Source organism: Actinokineospora guangxiensis, from assembly GCF_042657845.1.
Taxonomy (GTDB): Bacteria; Actinomycetota; Actinomycetes; order Mycobacteriales; family Pseudonocardiaceae; genus Actinokineospora; species Actinokineospora guangxiensis.
Map to the genome: position 1 here is coordinate 793,545 of NZ_JBHSKF010000001.1, position 19,731 is coordinate 813,275.

Below are 19,731 nucleotides of genomic sequence, written 5' to 3' on the forward strand. Positions count from 1 at the left end.
CATGGCAATCTTCCTGACCTCCGAGAGCAAGGTCATCGTCCAGGGCATGACCGGCGCCGAGGGCACCAAGCACACCTCGCGCATGCTCAAGTCCGGCACCCAGATCGTCGGCGGCGTGAACCCGCGCAAGGCGGGCACCACCGCCGACATCGACGGCACCTCGCTGCCGGTGTTCGGCTCGGTCGCCGAGGCGATGGAGAAGACCGGCGCCGACGTCACCGTCATCTTCGTGCCGCCGAAGTTCGCCAAGGACGCCGTCATCGAGGCCATCGACGCGGGCATCGGCCTCGCCGTGGTCATCACCGAGGGCATCCCGGTGCACGACACCGCCTACTTCTGGGCGCACGCCGTCGCCACCGGCAACAAGACCAGGATCATCGGCCCGAACTGCCCCGGCCTGATCAGCCCCGGCCAGTCGAACGCGGGCATCATCCCCGCCGACATCACCGGCGCGGGCAAGATCGGCCTGGTGTCCAAGTCCGGCACGCTGACCTACCAGATGATGTACGAGCTGCGCGACATCGGCTTCTCCTCGGCCGTGGGCATCGGCGGCGACCCGATCATCGGGACCACCCACATCGACGCCCTGGCCGCCTTCGAGGCCGACCCGGAGACCGAGCTGATCGTCATGATCGGCGAGATCGGCGGCGACGCCGAGGAGCGGGCCGCGGCCTACATCAAGGAGAACGTGACCAAGCCGGTCGTCGGCTACGTCGCGGGCTTCACCGCTCCCGAGGGCAAGACGATGGGCCACGCGGGCGCCATTGTCTCCGGCTCGGCGGGCACCGCGCAGGCCAAGAAGGAGGCCCTGGAGGCCGCCGGGGTCAAGGTCGGCAAGACGCCGTCGGAGACCGCCGCGCTGGCGCGCGAGCTGTTCGCCGCCAAGTAACACCAGGTAGGGAGCCCGCCGCGGGTGCCGCGGCGGGCTTTCGCCGTATCAATGCCCGAAATGTCGTGAACCACCGCGCGGAACCGTCGCGTGCCGGTGACCATCGAAGACGCCGGATGAGCTAGCGTTCGCGCGAGGCGCGGCGTCACACAGCCCTGAACGAGGAGAGCGAAGCGATGACCTACCCAGGCGGTGCACCGGGTGGCTACCCGGGCCCCGGGCAGCAGCCCCCGCAGGCATACGGTCCGCCCCCGACCACCGGGCCGAAGTTCACGATCGCCCAGATGCTGCACCTCGGTGTCGCCGGTCTCGGCGTGCTGAACTTCTTCCTCGGCTTCGCCGACGCGGCGGGCGGCGGCAACTACTTCGACGGCGCGTCGCTCATCCCCGGCTTCTTCCTGGTGGCGGGCCTGGTCTCGCTGAAGGTGATCCTGCCCGGCGAGGACAAGAAGCCCGGCCTGCTCGCCCCGGCGTTCGCGGTCACCGCCGCGCTGACGGTGCTGTTCGGCATGTTCGGCTTCGTCGACGGCACCGGCGCCGTGCTGCTGCTGATCTTCGGCCTGCTCCAGGCCGCGGCGGCCGTGGCGGCCTTCCTCTTCGACACGGGCATCGCCAAGCCCCCGGCCCCTGCGCAGCAGGTGCCCTACGGCCAGCCCGGCGGCTACAACCCGGCCTCCGGCCAGTTCGGCCAGCAGCAGCCGCACCCGGGCCAGGCCCCGCAGCAGCCCGGCCAGTACGGCCAGCAGCCCCCGCCCTCGGGCCAGGCGACCACCTTCGCCCCGCAGCAGGGCCAGTTCGGCCAGGCCCCCGGCACCCCGCCGGGCGGCTACCCGCAGCAGCAGCCCTAGCGAAGACCACCGAAAGGGCGGTACCGGTGATCCGGTACCGCCCTTTCGTGTGTCGGCGTGGCTCATCCGTTCGGAGCAACGCCGATGACAGGGTGGGCGCATGGCGTTGCTCGAAGAGGCCCGGCGGCAGACCGCGCGCACGCGGGTCGGGGACCTCGCCACCGCCGCGCTCGGTCCCCTGGTCGCCGGCTACACCGCGATCGCCGCGGTGTTCGCCACGGTCACCGCGCTCGCCCCGAAGGCGGCTTTCACCGCCGACGGTGTGCTGCTGGCCGCCGTGCCGGGCTGGCTGGCCGCCCACCAGGTCCCCCTGGTCATCGGCGGGCGCGAGCTGGGTGTGCTGCCGCTGCTGGCGACCCTGCTGGTGGCCGCGCTGGTCGGCGCGACCGCCCGCGCCGTCGCGGCGCGCACCTCGGCGATGGGCCCGCGCGAGACCGGCTGGATCGGCGGAGCCGTCGTCCTGGGCCACGCGGGCGCCGGGCTGGCCGCGGCCCTCGTGCTCGACGGGCCGGTCGAGGCCGACCCGCTCGCGGGGTTCTACTACCCGGCGCTGATCAGCGCCATCGCCTGCGCGGTCGCGCTCGCCGGGCGCTCCGGGCTGCTGGAGCGGGTCTCGGCCAGGGTGGACCCGGCCGCGGTGCGCGGGCTGCGCGCCGGACTCCTCGGCACGGCGGCGCTGGTGCTGATCGGGGCGCTGGTGTTGCTGTTCGGGCTGGTGACGTCGTTCGGCGAGGTCGGCGCGCTGTTCACCGGGGGCGCGGGGGCGGGCGCGGGCCTGCTGCTGCTGTCGGTGGGGTACCTGCCCAACGCGATCGTCGCCGCGGTCGGGTTCGCCGCCGGGCCCGGGTTCGGCATCGGAGGGGTCGCGGTCGGGCCGCTGGAGTTCGCGGGCGGACCGCTGCCCGCCGTGCCGCTGCTCGGCGCGCTGCCCTCGGCCGCGCACGGGTGGTGGCCCGCGCTGCTCCTGCTGCCCGCGCTGGCGGGCGCGCTGGTCGGCTGGGTGCTGCGCGAGGTCGACGAGTCGCCGTTCGCCCGGCTGCGGGCGGTCGCGGTGGCGGCCGTGGTGGTCGCCGCGGCGTTCGCCGTGCTGGCCGGGATGGCGGGCGGGGCGCTGGCGGGCGGGCCGTTCGACCCCGTCGACCTGCGCGCGAGCGGGCTCTCCCTGGCGCTGGTCGGCTGGATCGGGCTGCCGGGGGCCGCGGTCGCCTGGTTCGCCGGGACGCATCCCGTCGCCGCGGGCCTCATCGGGCCCGAGGAGGCCGAGCGGCCCGACTCCGACGAGCAGGCCGCGCCCGCGGACGACTCCGACGAGCCCGCTGAGCCCGCTGAGCCCGCTGACGGTGACGAGCCGGACGAGACCGCTGAACCCGCCGAGTCGGACGAGCCCGCCGAACCCGATGTGTCCGATGAGGACGAATCGCCCGCGGCGGACACCGGTGTGGCCTCGGACACCGACGCCGCCGACCGCGATCGTTAACCCACCGCTTACGCTGGTCCCGGCCCCGTTCCGGCCGCTGCCGAGGAGACCACGCTGAGCGTCCACCGCCCGCCCGTGCCGCAGGCCCGGGTCGTCGTCCTGGTGTCGGGTTCCGGCACCCTCCTGCAAGCGCTGCTCGACGCCGACCTGCCCGCCGAGGTGGTGGCCGTCGGAGCCGACCGCGCCGGGATCGCCGGGCTGGAGCGCGCCGAGCGCGCGGGGGTGCCGACGTTCACCGTCCGCGCCCGCGACCACGCCGACCGCGCCGCCTGGGACGAGGCGTTGGCCGAGGCCGTCGCCGCGCACGAGCCGGACATCGTCGTCTCGGCGGGCTTCATGAAGATCCTCGGCCCGGCGTTCCTGGAGCGCTTCGGCGGACGCATCATCAACACCCACCCCGCCCTGCTGCCCGCCTTCCCCGGCGCGCACGCCGTCGCCGACGCGCTCGCCCACGGGGTCAAGGTCACCGGCAGCACGGTGCACCTCGTCGACGGCGGAGTGGACACCGGCCCGATCATCGCCCAGGAGGCCGTCGTGGTCGCCCCCGGCGACGACGAGGCCGCCCTGCACGAACGCATCAAGGTGGTGGAGCGGCGGCTCCTGGTCGACGTGGTGGCCGCGATGGCCCGCGACGGCTACACCGTGAACGGACGAAAGGTGAGCATCCCGTGACGGAATCAGCCCGCAGGCCCGTGCGCCGTGCGCTGATCGGCGTGTCCGACAAGTCCGGTCTCCTGGAGCTGGCGACCGGCCTGCACGCGGCGGGGGTGGAGATCGTCTCCACCGGCGGCACGGCGAGGACGCTGGCCGACGCCGGGGTGCCGGTCACGCCCGTCGAGCAGGTCACCGGCTTCCCCGAGTCGTTCGACGGGCGGGTGAAGACCCTGCACCCGAGGGTGCACGCCGGCCTGCTCGCCGACACGACCAACCCGGCGCACGTCGTCCAGCTCGCCGAGCTGGACATCGCGCCGTTCGACCTGCTCGTGGTCAACCTGTACCCGTTCGTCAGGACGGTCGGCTCGGGCGCCTCCGCCGAGGAGTGCGTCGAGCAGATCGACATCGGCGGGCCCGCGATGGTGCGCGCGTCGGCGAAGAACCACGCCAGCGTGGCCGTCGTGGTCGACCCGGCCCGCTACGGGTGGGTCGTGGAGCAGGTCGCGGCGGGTGGGTTCAGCCTGGACGACCGGCGCGGCCTGGCGGTCGAGGCGTTCCGGCACACCGCCTCCTACGACATCGCGGTCGCGTCCTGGATGGGCGCGGAGTTCGGCGGCGAGGGCTTCCCGGAGTGGGCGGGCGCGTCGTGGACCCGCTCGTCGGTGCTGCGCTACGGCGAGAACCCGCACCAGAAGGCGGCGCTCTACACCCAGAACGACGGCTCGGTCGGACTCGCGTCGGCCAGGCAGCTGCACGGCAAGGAGATGTCGTACAACAACTACATCGACGCCGACGCCGCCTGGCGCGCAGCCTACGACCACGACGAGCCGTGCGTGGCGATCATCAAGCACGCCAACCCGTGCGGCATCGCGGTCTCGGCGGTGGACATCGCCGACGCGCACCGCAAGGCCCACGCCTGCGACACCGCCAGCGCCTTCGGCGGCATCATCGCCGCCAACCGCGAGGTCACGGTGGCCATGGCCGAGCAGGTCGCCGACATCTTCACCGAGGTCGTGGTGGCCCCGGCCTACGCCGACGGCGCGGTCGAGGTGCTGGCCCGCAAGAAGAACGTCCGCATCCTGCTCGCCGAGGCCCCGCGCCGCGGCGGGGTCGAGCTGCGCCCGGTCTCCGGCGGCCTGCTGCTGCAGGAGTCCGACGCGATCACCGCCGACGGCGACGACCCGGCCAAGTGGACCCTGGCCACCGGCACCCCGCTGGACGAGTCGGCCCTGGCCGACCTGGCCTTCGCCTGGCGCGCCTGCCGCGCGGTGAAGTCCAACGCCATCCTGCTCGCCGCCGACGGCGCGACCGTCGGTGTGGGCATGGGCCAGGTCAACCGGGTGGACGCGGCCAAGCTCGCCGTCGCCCGGGCGGGCGAGCGCGTGGCGGGCTCGGTCGCCGCCTCCGACGCGTTCTTCCCGTTCCCCGACGGCCTGGAGGTGCTGCTGCGGGCCGGAGTCCGCGCGGTGGTCCAGCCGGGCGGCTCGGTGCGCGACGCCGAGGTCGTCGCCGCGGCCGAGGCCGCGGGCGTGACCATGTACCTGACGGGCACGCGGCACTTCGCCCACTAGTGCGTCTCACAAAGCGACCGACCTGGTGAAAGCCCAGGTCGGTCGCTTTGTCGTTTCGGCTTGACACCGCGCCGATGGCGGGTAATCTCGATGGTGTCGAACAGGTGTTCGACCCGCGGGGCGACCGGAGTCGAGGCCGGAACCCCCGGGCGCCGGCTCCCCACGGCGGACGCGCATGAGCGGTGCGCGGTCGACGTGGAGGAGGGGGTGTCGCCATGGGGCACGTCGGCGGTCTTCGAGCGCGGGGAAGTATTCGAGGACGGCCGAGGACGGGGGTTCGCGCCGCCTGCGCGGACCCCCGTCCGCATGCCCGACTCGCTCGCGGGCGACGGAACTGAGCAATCCCTGCGAGCAGGGGCTGGGTTGGGGTGTCCGGCAGGGGTAGGTGATCGATGTGGAGTCGGGGGACGCGCGCGCCGACGTGGTCGCGCTGCGCGCCGTGGCCGGGGGTGTCGACCTGGCCGCGCTGCGCGCCGTGGCGGGCGGTTCGGCCGCCGACTTGGCCCCCGGGGGCGGCTCGACCGGTCCGGACGTGCTGCCGGTGCGACCTGACCTCGCCCCGCTCTTCCCCTGGGGCGGTCTGCGCCGCGGCGGCACCGTGGGGGTGCGCGGATCGCGGGCGCTGCTCGTGGCGCTGCTGGCCGACGCGGTCGCCGACGGGGCGTGGGGGGCCGTGGTCGGGCTGCCCGACCTGGGCGTGCTGGCCGCCGTCGAGGCGGGCGTGCCCGCCCGGCGCCTGGCCCTCGTGCCCGCCCCCGGTGTCGAACTCGTCCGCGTCATCGCCGCCCTGCTCGACGGGTTCGCCGTGGTCGCCGTCGCCGCCGGTGTGCGCGCCGCCGACGCGCGCAGGCTCTCGGCCAGGGCCCGCAGCCGGGGCTCGGTGCTGCTGGTCCTGGGTCCCTGGCCGGGCGTCGACGTCGAGCTGACCTGCGCGCGTGGCCGCTGGAGCGGGCCGGAGCGCGGCTACGGGTCGCTGCGGGAGCGGACCGTGCGGGTGCGGGGTCGGGGGCGCGGCGCGGCGGCTCGGCCGGTCGGGGTGGACGTCGTCCTGCCCGGTCCTGCCCGGTCCTGCCCGGCCGCCGGTTAGCGTCGGCGGATGACGTACTCGATCGTCGCGCGCGATGAGGAGACCGGCTGCCTCGGGGTGGCCGTGCAGAGCGGCGTGCTCGCCGTCGGCCCCCGGGTGGCCGCCGCGCTCCCCGGCGTCGGCGCGGTCGCCGTGCAGGCGGGCTCGGAGCTGACCTGGCGGACGATGCTGCTGGACCTGCTCGCCTCGGGGCTGGGCGCCACCGAGGCGGTCGCCGCGCTCACCACGGTCCCCGGCGCGGCCGAGTCCCAGTTCGCCGCGGTGGACGCGACCGGCGCCACCGCCGTCCACACCGGACCCGACTGCCTGGCCCACGCCGGGCACGCCCGCGCGGGCGCGGTCAGCGCGCAGGGCAACACGCTGGCCTCCGAGCGCGTGTGGCCCGCCATGATCGATGCCTACGCCGCCGCAGACGGCCCGCTGGCCGAGCGACTGGTGGCCGCCCTGGCCGCGGCGGAGTCCGAAGGCGGCGACGTGCGGGGGCCGCAGTCGGCCGCCCTGCTCGTCGTCGGCCCGGTCCCCGGCTCGCAGGCCACCGGCTACCCGGACGACCCGGTGGTCGACCTGCGCGTCGACGACTCCCGCACGCCGGTCGCCGATCTGGCCCGCCTGCTCACCACCGCCCGCGCCCACCGCCACCTGATCCGCGCGGGCATGACCGGTGAGCTGGACGAGCTGCGCCGCGCCGTCGCCATCGCCCCCGAGGACCCGGCCGCCCTGCGCGCCGCCGGGATCAGGCTGTGGCTGGGCGGGCACGCGGGCGAGGCCGAGCCGCTGCTCGCGCGGGCCATCGCCGTCGAGCCCGCGGTGCGCCGGTGGGCCGAGGTGTCCGCCGCCGCGTCGGACTCGCCCCACGCGGCGACCCTGCTGGCCTGGCTGGATCACCCGCGCGTGGGAACCACTTGACCCGGGATCGTGTCGAACGTATGTTCGATTGCGATGTCCGGCGGCTCCCCACGACGGACCGGCCCGAGCTGGGGAGAAGTGCGTGCTGCTGGTCGTGTGGTGCCCGGACTGGCCGGTGGTGGCCGCCTGCGCCGCCGCCGACGTGGGCATCGATGTGCCCGCGGCGGTGGTCGCCGCCAACCGGGTGCTCGCCTGCAACGGCCCGGCGCGGGCCGAGGGCGTCGCCGTCGGGCTGCGCGGTCGGGAGGCGCAGGGCCGCTGCCCCGAGCTGGTGGTCCTGCCCGACGACCCGGATCGCGACGCGCGCCGCTTCGAGCCGGTGGCCGCGGCCGTCGAGGAGCTGGCCGTCGGGGTGGAGGTGGTCGAGCCCGGCGTGGTGGCCGCGCCCGCCAAGGGGCCGGTCGGCTACTTCGGCTCCGCCGAGGCCGCCGCCGAGCGGCTGATCGACCACGTCGCCGCCCGCGCCGACGCCGAGTGCCTGGTCGGCGCCGCCGACGGCCTCTTCGCCGCGACCCTGGCCGCCCGGCGTGGCCTCATCGTCACCGACACCCCCGCCTTCCTCGCCCCCCTCGACATCCGCGAGCTGGACGCCCCCGACCTGGTCGACCTGCTGCGGCGGCTGGGCATCGGCACCCTCGGCGCCTTCGCCGCCCTGGACGCCCACGACGTCGCCACCCGCTTCGGCGCCGCCGCCGCGCACGCCCACCGCCTGGCCGCGGGCCGCGAGCAGCGCCCGCTCGCCCGGCGCGACCCGCCGGTCGACCTGTCCGTCACCGCCCACCCCGACCCGCCCGTCGACCGGGTCGACGCCGCCGCCTTCCTCGCCCGCGCCCTGGCCGAGCGCCTGCACGCCGGGCTGGCCGCGCACGGCCTGGCCTGCACCCGCCTGGCCATCCACGCCGCCACCGGCACGGGCGCGGAGCTGGCCAGGGTGTGGCGCTGCGCCGAGCCGCTCACCCCCGCGGGCATCGCCGACCGTCTGCGCTGGCAGCTCGACGGCTGGCTCAGCGGCCCCCGCCGCCCCGACGGCCCGATCACGACCCTGTGCCTGGACCCGGTGGAGGTGGTCGACGGCCGCGCCCTGCAGCTGGGCATGTGGCAGGGCGCCCACGCCGAGCACGCCGAGCGTGCCGCCAGGGCGATGGTCCACGTGCAGGGCCTGCTCGGCCCGAACGGCGTCCTGGTCCCGGTGGAGGCCGGCGGCCGCGGCCCGGCCGACCGCGTCCACCTCGTCCCCTGGGGCGACGACCGCACCCCGCCGACCCCACCCGACCGCCCGTGGCCCGGCGCGCTGCCCGCCCCCTCGCCCACCGTCGTCCCCCGCCACCGCCTGCCCGCCACCCTCCGCGACGCCGAGGGCGCCGAGGTCGTGGTGACCGGCCGCTTCCGCCTCACCGCCGACCCGGCCGAGGTCACCGTCGCCCGCCACCCCGCCCGCCGAGTGCTGACCTGGGCCGGGCCGTGGCCCGCCGACGAACGCTGGTGGTCCCCCGACGGCCGCCGCCGAGCCCGCTTGCAGGTGGTCCTCGCCCCTGAGTCCGAAGAGGACAACCACCCCGCACTCCTGCTGACCCGCGAGAACGAAACCTGGACAGTAGAAGGGATCTACGACTGATGAACGACGACCCCACCCTGGACTGGATCGACCTTGTCGACCTCACCGACCTGATTCCCCACCCCAGGTCCCCCCTCCCCGAGTCATGAGCCCGCCCACCCCGACGCCCACCCCGGAGCCGCCACCCCCACTTCGGAGCCGAGATCGCCGCTCCGGAGTCGCCGCCCTCGCTTCGGGCCGCGCCTGCTTCGGGCCCCCACCCTGGAGTTGCCCCCGCTTCGGCCGTCCCCGCCCTGGAGCCACCCCCGCCCCCGAAGCCGCCACCTGCCCCGGAGCCGTCACCCCGCTGTGGAGTCCAGATCCCCCTGATCATCCAACAAGCCTTTTGTTGAACAACCAGATTGTTCAACGATCCAGTTGTTGAACAATCGGAGTGTCCGGCAAGTGAAATGGTCACCACGAGGATCGTCCTCGGAAAGGCGAGCGGGGCGGAATGGGCTGGAACAACCCGCCGGTGCGCTGGTCGGAGCTGGAGCGCATCCTCTCCGGCCGTGCCCCGGAGGTCGGTGACGGCGGGGACAGTCCGGCGTGGACGCGCAGGCGGGAGCGGTACCTGCCCACCGGCGGCACCGCGCACCCCGGCCCGACCGACCACCCCGACGGCGACGCCCGCGTCCCCTACGCCGAGTTGCACTGCCACTCCAACTTCAGCTTCCTCGACGGCGCCAGCCACCCCGAGGAGCTGGTCGAGGCGGCCGCGCTGCTCGGGCTCGACGCGATCGCCCTCACCGACCACGACGGCCTCTACGGCGTCGTCCGCTTCGCCGAGGCCGCGCGCGAGCTGGGGGTGCGGACCGTCTTCGGCGCGGAGCTGAGCCTGGGGCTGACCGAGCCCCAGGCGGGCAACCCGGACCCGGAGGGCGAGCACCTGCTCCTGCTCGCCGACGGCCAGGAGGGCTACCACCGCCTCTCCCGCGTCCTGACCACCGCTCACCTCGACGGCAAGGAGAAAGGCAAACCTCTCTACCACCTCGCCTCCGTGGTCGAGGAGACCCGCGACCACTGCGTCGTGCTCACCGGCTGCCGCAAGGGCGCCGTCCGGCAAACGCTTGCGCACCAGGGGCCCGCGGCGGCGTTCGAGCAGCTCAAGCACCTCGTCACCGCCTACGGCCGAGACCGCGTCTTCGTGGAGCTGACCGACCAGGGCCTGCCCGGGGACTCCGAGCGCAACGACCTGCTCGACGGGATGGCCCGCGACCTCGGCCTGCCCACCGTCGCCACCAACGCCGTGCACTACGCCCATCCGCAGCGCGGCCACCTCGCCGCCGCGGTCGCCGCCGTCCGCGCCCGCCGCGGCCTGGACGACCTCGCGGGCTGGCTGCCGCCCGCCCCCACCGCGCACCTGCGCACCGGCGAGGAGATGGCCGCCCGCTTCGCCCGCTACCCCGGCGCCGTGCAGCGGGCCGCGGTCGTCGGCGTGCAGCTCTCCTTCGACCTGAAGCTGCTGGCCCCCAAGCTCCCCCCGTTCGACGTCCCGGAAGGCCACACCGAGAGCACCTACCTCGCCAAGCTCACCTACGAGGGCGCCGCCCGCGTCTACGGCTCCTCGGCCGAGCGCCCCCGCGCCTACGACCAGATCGCCCACGAGCTGCGGGTCATCACCGAGCTGGGCTTCCCCGGCTACTTCCTCGTCGTGCACGACATCGTGAAGTTCTGCCGCGACAACGACATCCTCTGCCAGGGGCGCGGCTCGGCGGCCAACTCCGCGGTCTGCTTCGCCCTGGGGATCACCAAGGTCGACGCGGTGCGCTGGGAGCTGCTGTTCGAGCGGTTCCTGGCCCCGGCCCGCGACGGGCCGCCGGACATCGACATCGACATCGAGTCCGACCGGCGCGAGGAGGTCATCCAGTACGTCTACGCCAAGCACGGCCGCCGCCACGCCGCCCAGGTCGCCAACGTCATCACCTACCGCGCCAAGTCCGCGGTGCGCGACATGGCCAAGGCGCTGGGCCACTCCCCGGGCCAGCAGGACGCCTGGAGCAAGCAGATCGACCGCTGGGGCCCGCTGACCGACACCGTCGGCGACAACCACCACGACATCCCGCAGCCCGTGCTGGAGCTGGCGGCCCAGTTGGAAGGCTTCCCCCGCCACCTGGGCATCCACTCCGGCGGCATGGTGATCTGCGACCGCCCGGTCAGCGAGGTGTGCCCGGTGGAGCCCGCGCGGATGAAGGACCGCACGGTCCTGCAGTGGGACAAGGACGACTGCGCCGCCATCGACCTGGTCAAGTTCGACCTGCTCGGCCTGGGCATGCTCTCGGCGCTGCACTACGTGATCGACCTCGTCGCCGAGCACCGCGGCGTGCGCGTCGACATGGGCGAGCTGGACCTGGCCGACCAGAACGTCTACGACATGCTCTGCCGCGCCGACACCGTCGGGGTGTTCCAGGTGGAGAGCCGCGCGCAGATGGCGACGCTGCCCCGGCTCAGGCCGCGCGAGTTCTACGACCTGGTGGTCGAGGTCGCGCTGATCCGCCCCGGCCCCATCCAGGGCGGCTCGGTGCACCCCTACATCCGGCGCAAGAACGGCAAGGACCCGGTCACCTACGACCACCCCCTGCTGGAGCGCTCGCTGCACAAGACGCTGGGCGTGCCGCTGTTCCAGGAGCAGCTGATGCAGATCGCCGTCGACGTCGCCGACTTCACCCCCGCCGAGGCCGACGAGCTGCGCAGGGCCATGGGCGCCAAGCGCTCCACCGCGCGCATGGAGCGGCTGCGCGAGCGCTTCCACGCGGGCGCCACCCGCAACGGCGTCGACGCCGAGCTGGCGGCCCGCATCTACGAGAAGCTGTTGGCGTTCGCCAACTTCGGCTTCCCGGAGAGCCACGCGCTCAGCTTCGCCTACCTGGTCTTCGCCAGCGCCTGGTTCAAGCTGTACCACCCGGCCGCGTTCTGCGCGGCCCTGCTGCGCGCGCAGCCGATGGGCTTCTACTCCCCGCAGTCCCTGGTCGCCGACGCCCGCCGCCACGGCGTGGCGGTCCGCGGCCCCGATCTCAACGCCAGCCCCGCCCACGCCACCCTGGAGGACGCGGGAACGTCGGTGCGCCTGGGCATCGGCGCGGTGCGCACCATCGGCGCCGACCTCGCCGAGAAGATCGCCGCGGGCAGGCCGTACGCGGACATGGTCGACCTGGCCAGGCGCGTGGGCCTGACCCGGCCGCAGATGGAGGCCCTGGCCACGGCGGGCGCGTTCGACTGCTTCGGCCTGAGCAGGCGCGAGGCGCTGTGGGCGGCGGGGGCGGCGGCGGCCGAGCGCCCGGAGTTCCTGCCCGGCATCGCCGTCGGCGTGGCCGCCCCGGCCCTGCCCGGCATGGACGCCGTCGAACTCGCCGTCGCCGACGTGTGGGCGACGGGCCTGTCCCCGGACAGCTTCCCCACCCAGTTCCTGCGCGCCCGCCTGACCGCCCTCGGCGCGCTCACCACGGCGGCGCTGTCGACGGTGGAGAAGGGAACCCGCGTCCTGGTCGGCGGCGCGGTCACCCACCGGCAGCGGCCGCAGACCGCGGGCGGGGTCACCTTCCTCAACCTGGAGGACGAGACGGGGATGGTCAACGTCGTCTGCTCGCCGGGCCTGTGGGCCCGCTACCGCCGCGTCGCCCGCACCAGCTCGGCGCTGCTGGTGCGCGGGGTGGTGGAGAGCGTGGAGGGCGTGGTCAGCCTGACCGCGGACCGCTTGCAACACTTGGACATGCGCATCCCGGCCACATCCCGGGACTTCCGCTGAAGGGGAGGAAATGATCGACGCGGTGGTGTTCGACTGGCGAGGCACCCTGGTCACCTGTTTGTCCACTGTGGAGTGGATGGCCGAGGCCCTGCGCCTGCTCGGCCGTGAGGACTCCCCGGAAGCGCTGTGGCAGCGCATCTCCGTCTACGAGGACCTCCTCGACGCCCCGGGCGTGGACTCCTCCCTGGCCGCCCACCACGCCGCCTACCACCACGTCTTCACCCAGGCGGGCGTGGACCCCGCCCTCGCGGGCGCCCTCTACGCGGTGGAGTCCGACCCCGCCCACAACCCCTTCGCCGACGACGCCGCCGAATGCCTGCGTGCCATCGCCGCCACCGGCCGCCGAATCGCCGTCCTCAGCGACATCCACTTCGACCTGCGCCCGGTCTTCGCCGCCGCGGGCCTGGCCGACGTGGTCGACGTCTACGCCCTGTCCTACGAACTGGGCGTGCAGAAGCCCGCCCCCGAGATCTTCCGCCACACCCTCGCCGCCCTGGCCACCCCACCCGAGCGCACCCTCATGGTCGGCGACCGAGCCACCCCCGACGGCGGCGCGCTCGCCGTCGGCATGCCGGTCCTGCTCCTGCCCCCGCTGCGCGCGGTGAGCGAACGACGGCTGCACCTGGTCACCGCCTTGGTCGGCGCTCATCCACAGCGTTGAACCCGGAGGTGAAACCACCCCCCGCCGAGGCATAACCTGGCGGCGGGGGGCCGGATGCCGCACTGGGCGAACCTGGTCGCCGGGCACGTCGGGGGTCCGTGGCAGGGTGGCGCGATGGACGAGGGAACCGACTTCGCCGACCAGGACTTCCACGGCGTCACCTGGACCGAACGGCACTTCACCGGCTGCGACTTCACCGAGGCCGACCTGCGCGGCGCCGTCCTGGACCGCTGCACGTTCACCGACTGCGACTTCACCCGCGCCGACCTCGGCGAAACCACCAGCCGCGGCACCGCGTTCCGCTCGTGCGCCTTCGACCGCACCACGCTCACCGACAGCACCTTCACCGGGTGCAGCCTGATCGGCTCGACGTTCCTCGACTGCCGCTTCCGCCCCATCACCATCCGCGACTGCGACCTCACCCTGGTCAGCCTGCACGGCGCGGCCCTGCGCAAGACCGACCTCTCCGGCCTGCGCCTGCGCGAGGCCAACCTCGACGAGGCCGACCTCCGCGAGTGCGACCTGCGCGCCGCCGACCTCACCGGCGCCCGCCTCCGCGCCACCAACCTCACCGACGCCGACCTCCGCGGCGCCCGCATCGACGCCAACGGCTGGGTCCAGGCCACCCTCCGCGGCGCCCGGGTCGACCTCGACGCCGCGGTCACCTTCGCCGCCGCCCACGGCCTCCGCGTCGGCTGAGCCCGCCAACCGCTCAGCAGCGTCCCAGCCGATCCACAGCTCCCGAGCACACCTGGCCGCTCTCAGCCAGACCTCGACACCCTGCGGCGGGGGCCGGACACCGCCGCCAGGTCAGGCGCGCGCCGGGGGCTTGCGGTCGGGGATCTCCTCGATCGCTCCGCTGTCGACCAACTCGGCCACCGACCGCGGGAGCACGTAAGCCGTCCCGCCGCCGGGCTGGTCGAACCACGGGATCGCCGAACCGGTGAGGACCTCGGTGGGGCGCAGCACGCGGTAGGCGCGGTACGGGCGGTTGATCCACTCCGGCACCAGCGAGCGCCGGTCGAACGGCGTGCCCACCGCGTAGGTGAGGTTGCCGGTCGCGTCGCCGTAGCGGTCGAACTCGGCGCCTTCGGGGAGGTGGGTGAGCTGCTTGCCGCGGAACAGCGTCAGCGGGGGCTCGCCGGACAGGGGCTGGATCGGCCAGTCCTGGGGCCTGCGGATGCCCTGCGGCTCGGCCCTGCGGGCCTCGGCTTCCTGGTGCGGGAGCTGATCGGTGTGCTGGTCCTGTCCGGACGGCGAGAACCCCGGCTGACCGGCGCCGTTGAACTGACCTCCGCCGGAGGCCGGCCGCTCGGCCTGCCCGAACCCGTGCTGGCCCGCGGCCTGCTGGGACGGGCCCGCCTGCGCGAAAGCGCGGTCCTGGTCGCCGTGCGGGCTGAACATCCCCGGCTCGGGGACGGGCTGGCCGTCGGCCTGCCCCGGCGCGTGCCGGGGACCCGCGGCGAAGCCTTGGGGTGCGAAGTCCCCTGAGGGCGCGGCGGGCTGCTCGGCCTGGGGTGCGAAGCGCTGGTCATCGGCGGGGTTGGGCTGCTCGCCGTGCGGCGTGAAGGTTCCGGCCGTGGCGGGGGTGAACTGTTCGCCACGCGGTGCGAACTCCTGGCCGCCGGGGTGTGTGGACTGCTCGCCGTGCGGCGTGAAGGTCCCGGCCGTGGCGGGGGTGAACTGCTCGCTTCGGGGTGCGAACTCCTGGCCGCTGGAGAAGCTCTGGTCACCTGGCGCCGACGAGGGCGTCTGCTCGCCCCGGGGTGCGAAGTCCCCGCTCGTCTCGGGGGTGAACCGCTCGCCCTGCGGTGCGAAGGTTCCGGCGGTCGCGGGGGAGAACTGCTCGCCCTGCGGTGCGAAGGCCCCGGCCGTGGCAGGGGTGAACTGGTCGCTTCGGGGTGCGAAGTCTCCGGCGGCCTCGGGGGTGAACTGCTCGTCCTTCGGTGCGAAGTCCGCGGTCGCGGCGGGGGTGAACTGCTCGCCCTGGGCCGCGACATGCTGCTCGCCTTCGGGGGCGAAGCGCTGGCCGCCCTGAGGCGCGGGGGTCTCCTGCGGCTGGAACTGGTCGCCGCCGGAGTCGTGCTCGGGCTTGTCGGAGGCGTGCCTGCGGTCGTCGGAGGCGAACTGGTCCGCGGGCTCGTCCTCAGGCGCGAACCGGCCTGGCTCGAAGGCGGAGAACTGGGCTCCGGGTTCGGGGCCGAAGGGGCCTGCGGGCGGGGCGTCCCGGTCGGCGGCGAAGGGCTCGGCCGGGGAGTCGAACCGGCCGGGTTCCGGTGCGTCCGGCTCGGTGTGGGTGAACAGGCCCGGTTCGGCCGCGTCGTGGGTGTCCGACGGGGAGAACCGGCGTTCGTCGGTGGACTGCGCCGTCGCGGGGGAGAACCGGTCGGCCGAGTCCTGTCCATCGCCCTCGTAGCGGTGGGCCTCGGTGGGCTGGCCCGCGTCCGCCGGGGCCTCGTGCCTGCCGTTCTCCTGGGCGGGGACGGGCTGGGACGGGCTGAAGAGACTGGTTTCGGGAAGCGGGACGTCCGGCTGCCTGCGGCGGCCCGGGCGGTAGTCGTCTTCCTCGTCGTCGAACTGGTGGGCGGCGAAGCGGCTGTTCTCCTCGACCGGGCGGACCGGGCGGAACAGGTCGTCGCCGGACGGGCCGGACTGCACGGGCCTGCTCGGCGGGGGGAGGGGCCGCCGCGGACGCTGGTCGTAGGTGTCGTCGTCGTCATCCTCCAGCTCGGCCAGGGATGCGCGGACGGTCGACGGACCCGGGTCGGTGGGGACGGCGTCGGGGGTGGACTCCAGCAGGAGCTTGCCCGCGAGGAAAGCGGCAGCGTCATCGATCTCGGCGAAGACCGCGGGCGCGATGTAGTGCCCGTCGAACCAGCCGACGCGCCAGCCGCTGCCCGTCTGCTCCATCGCCCACCCGGTCTGCGACGGCGCGCCGACGGTGTAGCGCCATTCGGCCACGCCCGCGTCGCTGAGCCGCTCGCGCATCCGGTCGACCACGTCGGCGGGGGCGGGGGTCGGCTCGACCTCGACGAACGACCGCTCCTCGTCGGCGTGCCGGAGAGGCTCGTCGGCGTCAGTCGGCTCGTGGTCGTCGGTGTCGGCGAACGGTTGCTCGGGCTGGGGTTCGGGGTCTGCGAACTCGCGGGGCTCGGCGGCTTCGGCGTGTTCGCGGGGCTCGTCGGCGTACCTGTGCGGCGGGTCCGTGTCGTCCGCCGAGGGCTGGGTGAACTCGGGCGCCTTGTCGACGTCGTGGGCGGCGAAGCCGCGCGGGTCCGCCGCCTCGCTGCGCACCGGGGCCTCGTCGTGCTCGTCGTGCTCGTCGTGCTCGTCGTCGGACCCGGGCACGTAGGCCTGGGTGCTCTGCGGCTCGGCGATGGCGGGCTCCGCGACCGGCTCGGCCTCGGGGGCGGGCTCGGCGGGAGGGGCGGGCCGGACGGGCGGACGCGGCGGGCCGGCGATGAAGATCGCCGCGGACTGCCGGGTCGGCTCGGCGACCTCGGGCATGCGGAACTCGGCCCGGCGGGCGTGGGCCACCAGCTCGGGGTCCGGCGGCACGCCATGGGTGCGCAGGTAGAAGTTGACGGCGGCGGGCCAGATCCAGACGCCGTCGGTGTGGAAGGCGACGGGAACGGTCTGGCGGCGCTCCTCGTCGAGGTGGTCGGTGTCGTAGCCGCGCGCGGGCAGGGCCAGCGGCGCGGCGTCGAGGTAGCGCTGCACCTGCTCGCGCTCGTCGGCGTCCAGCGGCGGGCGGTTGATCACCGGGCCCGCCGGGCCCATGCCGTCGAACATCCGGGCGGTGCGGAACGGCGGCTGCAGGGCGGCGAGCCGCCGCGCCAGCCACTCCGGGACGTTCTCCTCCTCGCGCGGGAACATCCGCAGCTCGTCCACGAACGCGGGTGGCGGCGGCTGGTGCTGCCAGTGCGGCTCGTCGCGGTCGTATTCGAGGTTGTAGGCGGCGGGGCGGTCGAGCTGGTACCTGGCGTTGAACCAGGTCCCCCTGCCCTCTCGGTACATGCCCGCGCGCAGCCGCACGAACAGGTTCGCGACCTCGGGGGTGATGGGGAACTCGGCGGTGCGCTCCTCGCCGAAGGACACCTGGCCGCGCACCTCGCTATAGCGGCCGATCGCCCGGAACGCGACCTCGACCGAGGTCCAGTCCGCGGGCGCGGCCCTGAGCAGAGCCAGCCCGATCTGCTTGACCAGGGCGTCCTGTTCGGTCGGGTTGAGCTGCGTAGGTGCTACCACGGGCCTATCTTCCCCTGTCGCGGGAGTGTCAGCACACGGTGTACCCGAAGCTGGGGTTCTGCCTGCGGCGATGACGCAGAGTAAGTGAAGAGTCAACCCGGCAGGGTGAGGATTCGCCACGTTTGTGCCAGCGTCCCATCTGTGCCACCCTCCGCGTGCACAACGGAGGTTCCCGCATGTCCGATGGCGACCTGGCGCCGCACCTGTCCCGTCTCGGCCTCCCCGACGACGAGATCCGTACCTACCAGTACCTGCTGCGCACCGGCCCTTCCACGGTCGAGGAGATCGCCACGGGCGCCGAGCGCGCGCTGCCCGGCGTCCGGGCGGCCGTCCGCGCGCTGGTCGACGCGGGCCTGATCGGCGGCGGCGGCCCCGACGGCCGGGTCCTGACCCCCGTGCCGCCCGCGTCCGGCCTGGAGATCCTCAGCCGGCGGCGGGCCAGCGAGCTGGAGCAGGCCAGGGTGGCCACCCTCAACGCCTATGACACCTTCCGCAGGGCGATCTCGCCGCAGCGCACCGACGACCTGATCGAGGTGGTCACGGGGACGGCGATCGCGCAGCGCATCCAGCAGATGGAGCTGAGCGCGCGCACGGAGATCCGCAGGCTGGAATCGCCGCCGTACTTCACCGAGGGGCACATCAACAACGCGGAGCTGGAGCAGCTGGCGCGCGGTGAGGTGACGTATCGGGTGGTGTACGCCCGCGCGTCGGTCGAGGACCCGGCTCGGTACGCGAACAACATCCAGCCGTGCGTGGCGGCGGGGGAGCAGGCGCGCGTGCTGCCCGAGGTCCCGGTCAAGCTGACGATCGTCGACCAGCAGTTCGCGACCGTGTCCCTCCCGGTGGCCGAGGCCGACGTGAACCGGTCCCTGCTGGTCGTGCACCCCAGTTCGCTGCTGTCGGCGCTGATCGGCCTGTTCGAGTCCTCCTGGCGCCTGGCCGTCCCGTTGCAGGCGGGCGCCCACGCGCCATCACCGGTCCAGCCGATCGAGCAGCGCCTCCTGGGACTGCTCGCGGCCGGAGCCAACGACGACTCCATCGCCCGCCAGCTGGGCATCAGCAGGCGCACGGTCTTCCGCCACCTCCAGCGCCTGATGGAGCACGCGGGCGCCACCTCCCGCTTCCAACTCGCCGTCCACGCCGTTCGTCACCGCTGGATCTGACTCACCTTCCACTGTCGCCAGGGCAACTGTCGGATTGTTGGACAATCCGACAGTTGAGCGATTCGACAGTTGGGCAATTGAACGAGCAATCCAGGCATACCTCGACGTGGCAACCGCCTCCTGGCGGCGGCTGCTCGGCACCCGCGCGGCTGACGTGTCGGCCCAGTGGCGCGGGTGACGGGACACTGGGCGATTGGCGGAAGTCGGGGCGTGCTCTCCGGGCGTTTGCCCGATCATGGGATCGTGGGATTGTTCAACAATGTAATGGTGGGATTGTGGGGCAGGTCGAGTGGGACGTGCGGAGTTGAGCGGGCGGGGTGAGCATGCCGGGCAAGGTGGGTCGGGGATCGCGGGACGGGAGAGTCGAGCGGCGCGGCGTTGAACTGGGTGGCGCGGTGAGTGCGTCGCGTGAACGGAACGGGTGGGACGGCTTGGCGGGCCAGCCGGGCGGAGGGGCGGACGGGGAGCGGTGAGCGGGTCGGGCGAGCGGAGGAGCAGGTCGGATGGTGTGGCGGGCCAGCCGGGCGGGTCGGGCGGGCCGAGTGGGTCGGGCGAGTCGGGGAGGCAGGGTGTGTCGGGCGGGCCGAGTGGGTCGGGCGAGTCGGGCATGCCGAGTGAGTCGAGCGGCTCCGGCGGGCCGAGTGGGTTGGGCAGGCCGAGCGGGTCGAGTGAGTCGGACAGGCCGAGCGGGTCGGGCAGGTCAGGCGGGCGGGGTAAGTCGGGCGGGTCGAGTGAGTCGGGTGAGCGGAACGGGTTGGGTGGCTTGGGAGGCCAGCCGGGCGGAAGGGGTGGGTGGCGCGGGTTGAGCGGGTCAGGCGATTTGGTGGGGGAACCAGGCGGGGTGGGGGCCAAGGCGGGCGGCGTGGCCGGTGGAAGTCGGATCGTAGC

The 19,731-nt window shown here is 74.2% G+C and carries 13 protein-coding genes; 12 read left to right on the top strand and 1 reads right to left on the bottom strand.

Annotation, left to right across the window (positions count from 1 at the left end):
- The first annotated feature begins 1 nt into the window (after position 1).
- The 11 genes from sucD to ACFPM7_RS03860 all read left to right on the top strand — a co-directional run bounded on the left by sucD (position 2) and on the right by ACFPM7_RS03860 (position 14,131).
- Positions 2-889 carry a succinate--CoA ligase subunit alpha gene (gene sucD / locus ACFPM7_RS03810; RefSeq protein WP_378243748.1) on the top strand — a complete coding sequence of 296 codons (888 nt, stop codon included), beginning with the start codon at positions 2-4 and terminating at the stop codon, positions 887-889.
- 176 nt (positions 890-1,065) lie between these two features.
- Complete coding sequence (locus ACFPM7_RS03815) at positions 1,066-1,737, top strand: DUF5336 domain-containing protein (RefSeq protein ID WP_378243750.1); 672 nt, start codon at positions 1,066-1,068, stop codon at positions 1,735-1,737.
- A 100-nt stretch (positions 1,738-1,837) separates the two neighbouring features.
- Entirely contained in the window at positions 1,838-3,214 is a 1,377-nt protein-coding gene (locus tag ACFPM7_RS03820; protein WP_378243752.1) for a cell division protein PerM, read from the top strand.
- Between the two features lie 75 nt (positions 3,215-3,289).
- Positions 3,290-3,886, top strand: a complete 597-nt coding sequence (gene purN / locus ACFPM7_RS03825; protein WP_378243754.1) for a phosphoribosylglycinamide formyltransferase — start codon at positions 3,290-3,292, stop codon at positions 3,884-3,886.
- Positions 3,883-5,439 (top strand): bifunctional phosphoribosylaminoimidazolecarboxamide formyltransferase/IMP cyclohydrolase, encoded by a 1,557-nt coding sequence (gene purH, locus ACFPM7_RS03830; RefSeq protein WP_378243756.1) that lies wholly within the window; start codon positions 3,883-3,885, stop codon positions 5,437-5,439. Before purN ends, purH begins: the two co-directional genes overlap by 4 nt.
- A 385-nt stretch (positions 5,440-5,824) precedes the next feature.
- Positions 5,825-6,526: a hypothetical protein gene (locus tag ACFPM7_RS03835; RefSeq protein WP_378243758.1), complete on the top strand. Its 702-nt coding sequence runs from the start codon at positions 5,825-5,827 to the stop codon at positions 6,524-6,526.
- 9 nt (positions 6,527-6,535) lie between these two features.
- On the top strand, positions 6,536-7,432 hold the full coding sequence (locus tag ACFPM7_RS03840) for a DUF1028 domain-containing protein (protein WP_378243760.1): 897 nt from the start codon (positions 6,536-6,538) through the stop codon (positions 7,430-7,432).
- Positions 7,433-7,517: 85 nt separating this feature from the next.
- The gene (locus ACFPM7_RS03845; protein WP_378243865.1) at positions 7,518-9,047 is read left to right on the top strand and encodes a DNA polymerase Y family protein; all 1,530 of its coding nucleotides are present in this window, start codon (positions 7,518-7,520) and stop codon (positions 9,045-9,047) included.
- Between the two features lie 433 nt (positions 9,048-9,480).
- A complete protein-coding gene (locus tag ACFPM7_RS03850) occupies positions 9,481-12,771 on the top strand; it encodes an error-prone DNA polymerase (RefSeq protein WP_378243762.1) in 3,291 nt (1,096 codons plus the stop codon).
- Positions 12,772-12,781: 10 nt separating this feature from the next.
- Entirely contained in the window at positions 12,782-13,432 is a 651-nt protein-coding gene (locus ACFPM7_RS03855) for an HAD family hydrolase (RefSeq protein WP_378243764.1), read from the top strand.
- Positions 13,433-13,546: 114 nt separating this feature from the next.
- Positions 13,547-14,131: a pentapeptide repeat-containing protein gene (locus tag ACFPM7_RS03860; RefSeq protein WP_378243766.1), complete on the top strand. Its 585-nt coding sequence runs from the start codon at positions 13,547-13,549 to the stop codon at positions 14,129-14,131.
- 111 nt (positions 14,132-14,242) lie between these two features.
- On the opposite strand, the gene ACFPM7_RS03865 is transcribed toward ACFPM7_RS03860, so the two are convergent.
- Positions 14,243-17,680 carry a glycohydrolase toxin TNT-related protein gene (locus ACFPM7_RS03865; RefSeq protein ID WP_378243768.1) on the bottom strand — a complete coding sequence of 1,146 codons (3,438 nt, stop codon included), beginning with the start codon at positions 17,678-17,680 and terminating at the stop codon, positions 14,243-14,245.
- A 176-nt stretch (positions 17,681-17,856) separates the two neighbouring features.
- Between ACFPM7_RS03865 and ACFPM7_RS03870 the strand changes: the two genes are divergently transcribed.
- Positions 17,857-18,843, top strand: a complete 987-nt coding sequence (locus tag ACFPM7_RS03870) for a helix-turn-helix transcriptional regulator (protein ID WP_378243770.1) — start codon at positions 17,857-17,859, stop codon at positions 18,841-18,843.
- Positions 18,844-19,731 lie beyond the last annotated feature (888 nt).